This is a genomic window from Kitasatospora sp. NPDC093558 (assembly GCF_040683475.1).
GTDB lineage: Bacteria > Actinomycetota > Actinomycetes > Streptomycetales > Streptomycetaceae > Kitasatospora.
The window spans coordinates 1-3,051 of record NZ_JBFBDY010000699.1 but is presented as its reverse complement, the minus strand read 5'-3'; the positions used below and the strand labels follow the sequence as shown (position 1 = coordinate 3,051).

General features: G+C 73.8%; 4 protein-coding genes. All 4 read left to right on the top strand.

The genetic code is table 11. The features are described 5' to 3' along the window. On the top strand, positions 1-478 hold a 478-nt coding region (locus AB0O00_RS33925; RefSeq protein ID WP_363658406.1), incomplete at its 5' end, for a substrate-binding domain-containing protein. Positions 479-603: 125 nt separating this feature from the next. Then, positions 604-1,632, top strand: coding sequence for an expansin EXLX1 family cellulose-binding protein (locus tag AB0O00_RS33920; RefSeq protein WP_363658405.1), 1,029 nt, complete (start codon positions 604-606; stop codon positions 1,630-1,632). Between the two features lie 131 nt (positions 1,633-1,763). Further along, positions 1,764-2,294: a SigE family RNA polymerase sigma factor gene (locus tag AB0O00_RS33915; protein WP_363658403.1), complete on the top strand. Its 531-nt coding sequence runs from the start codon at positions 1,764-1,766 to the stop codon at positions 2,292-2,294. After that, positions 2,291-3,051: hypothetical protein (locus AB0O00_RS33910; protein WP_363658402.1), on the top strand; the 761-nt coding region annotated here is incomplete at its 3' end. The genes AB0O00_RS33915 and AB0O00_RS33910, both read left to right, overlap by 4 nt.

The following is a 3,051-nucleotide window of genomic DNA, read 5'->3' as shown; positions in this document are numbered from 1 at the left end:
GGACGCGGTGCGGCGGCTGTGCGCATCCGGGCGCCGCTCGGTGGCCACCGTCGCCGGGCCGCCCGACCCCGCCCCCGGCGCGGCCCGGCTGGCCGGCTACCACCAGGCGGTGGCCGCGATGGCGGCGGTACGGCCCGCTGTGGCGTACGGCGACTTCAGCAGCGCCTCCGGTGAGCACGCGATGCAGTGGCTGCTGGACCAGCGCCCCGAGGTGAACGCGGTGTTCGCCGCCTCCGACCAGATGGCCGCGGGAGCCCTCAGGACCTTGCGGCGGCACGGCCTGCGGGTGCCCGAGGACGTGGCACTGATCGGCTTCGACGACGCCCCCGTCGCGGCGCGGTGCCGGCCGGGGCTGACCACCGTCCGCCAGCCGGTGGAGGAACTCGGGTCCCGTGCCATGGAGTTGCTGCTGCGGCACCCGGAGCACGGCGAGTCGGTGGTGCTCCCCACCCGGCTGGTCGTCCGGGCGTCGGGCTGAGCACTCCCCGCTCGGACCGAGAACGCCCAGCACCGAAAAAAGATTTTCGCCCAAGCGGCAACCTTTCCGTCCACCGGCGACCACTGGGCTGTGCGACGCCGAGTCGGACTACCGAATGGACGGGAATGAAAGCAACGAAGCACGCCGCCCCGCAGTGGAACCGCGGGCGCGGGCTGGTCATGGGCATACCGCTGGCACTGGTGGCGGTCGGTGTGCTGGTGTGCCTGGCCTTCGCGCTCACGCCGGGCGGCAAGAGCGGCGGCGCCGACACCGGGATACCGGCCGCCGCGTCCGTCGCGGCCACCGAGCCGGGCACCCCGGCCGGCACCCCGTCGGACGCCACCGCCCCGGCCACCCCCACGCCCTCGACGGCGGCGCCGATGACCACCAGCCTCGCGCCCTCTCCCTCGGCCACCGGCACGCGTTCGCCGTCGGCCACGGCCACCCCACGGCCGTCGGCCACCACGACCGCCCCCTCTCCCTCGCCCTCGGCCGCCACCGGCAATGCCCCCGCCGCACCGGCCCAGGCGTCCCTGGCCGGACGGATCAAGCCCGGCACGAGCTACCAGGGCGTCGCGACGTCCTACGACGCCGCCGACGGCAACGGCGCCTGCTCGTTCGGCCCGTCCGCCGACCTCATGATCGCGGCGATGAACCACACCGACTACGAGACCTCCAGCGCGTGCGGGGCGTACGTGCTCGTGCACGCGGCCAACGGGGCGAGCATCACGGTGCGGATCGTCAACGAGTGCCCCTTGCCCTGCGCACCCGGCCAGCTCGACCTGAGCCACGAGGCCTTCGGCAAGCTCGCCGACCTCTCGGTGGGCCGCCTCCCGATCACCTGGTCGCTGCTGAGCCCCGCCACGGCACCCGCCACGATGTCGGTCCGGTACAAGAGCGGCTCCAGCCAGTGGTGGTGCGGGATCCAGGTGATCGGCCACCGGAACCCGGTGGCGGCCCTGGAGGTCCGGACCGGAGGCGGCTGGCGGCAGCTGTCCCGCACCGACTACAACTACTTCCTCTCCCCGGACGGCACCGGGTGCGGCGGCACGATCAGGATCACCGACCTCTACGGGGAGCAACTGACCGTCGACGGGATCGCGGTGAAACCGGACGTCGTCCAGCCGACCCAAGTCCAGTTCGCCCGGCATTGACCGCGCTGCTCGCCCGCCGGCCACCGGGGACGCTCCTCCGCAGCGCCCCCCACCGCGCCCAGGAGACGGGCACTGCTACGCTCAGGGCCCTTGTTAACGCTCACATTGCAAGGAGAGGGCGACCGAGGGACATGCTCCTCGATGACGCGTCCGCGGAGTTCCACGACTTCTTCGAACGCCACCACGCCGAACTCGCCCGTTTCGCCCACCTCCTGACCGGTGAAACGGACGCCGCCGACGACCTCGCCGCGGATGCCCTGATCGCCCTGTGGCAACGCTGGGACCGGCTCCGCGCGGCCGACCACCCGCTCGCCTACGCCCGCGGGGTGGTCGCCAACATGGCCCGCGCACGGATCCGCAGCGCGATCCGCGAGCGGCGCCGGGTCCTGCTGTTCTGGACCCGCAGCCCGGAGAAGACCGAAGGACCGGACGTGGCGGCCGTGCTGGACGTCCGTGCGGCGCTCGACCGGCTGCCGTTCCGCAAGCGGGCGTGCGTGGTGCTGCGCCACGCCTTCGACCTCTCGGAGAAGGACACCGCGGCGGCGCTCGGCATATCGGTCGGTACGGTGAAGAGCCAGACCTCGAAGGGCATGGCCGAGCTGCAACAGCTGCTCGGCGCGCGAGCGGCCGGTGTACTGGCGACAGGAAGGAGGAACCGGTGAACGAGCACATCACCTGGCAGCTGCACGAGGCCGCCGAGGCCCACCAGCCCGACCGCGCACGGATGCTGGCCCGCGTGCAGCGCGGCCCGGTCGGCCCGGCCGTCCGGCACCGCGCGCGATCGGGCCTGCGCTCCTGGCCCAAGGCCGCGCTCGCCGGCCTCGCCACCGCCGGCATCCTGGCCACCGGCGCTTTCGCCGCGGCCGGCATCGTCCGGTCCCAACCGCCGTCGGAAGCAAGCACCACCGCTCCGGCGGCCCCCGCCCCGACGGTCACGCCCGAGCCGACGCCGTCGTCCCCACCGGCCACCATCACTCAGGCACCGGCCCCGGCACCGCTCACCACCGCCCCGGCCAGTGCCCACCCGACGCCGACCCCGTCCGCGAGCGCCCGGGCGCAGAACGGGCCGCTGTGGTCGGAGGGATCGGTCGACGCGCACACCACCATCTGGTGGGGCCAGAACAACCTGACCCTCAGGACCACCCAACCGCTCACCTCGCTCACCGTCGAACTGCGCATCGCGCAGACCGGCGGCATCCGGGACGCGGGCAGCTGGCAGACCCTCGCGGGCGGCGACTTCACCGTCACCACCCAGGAGTCCGGCGGCGTGCTGGTCTACCGCTGGGTCCTCAAGCCCGGCCGTACCGTCCCTGCCGGCGAGCACCAGTTCGCGGCCCAGTTCAACCACGCCACCGGCGCCGCCCGCAGTACCGCGAACGACGGCTACCGGGTGGACGCCCAGTCGGCGGGCGGTTCGGC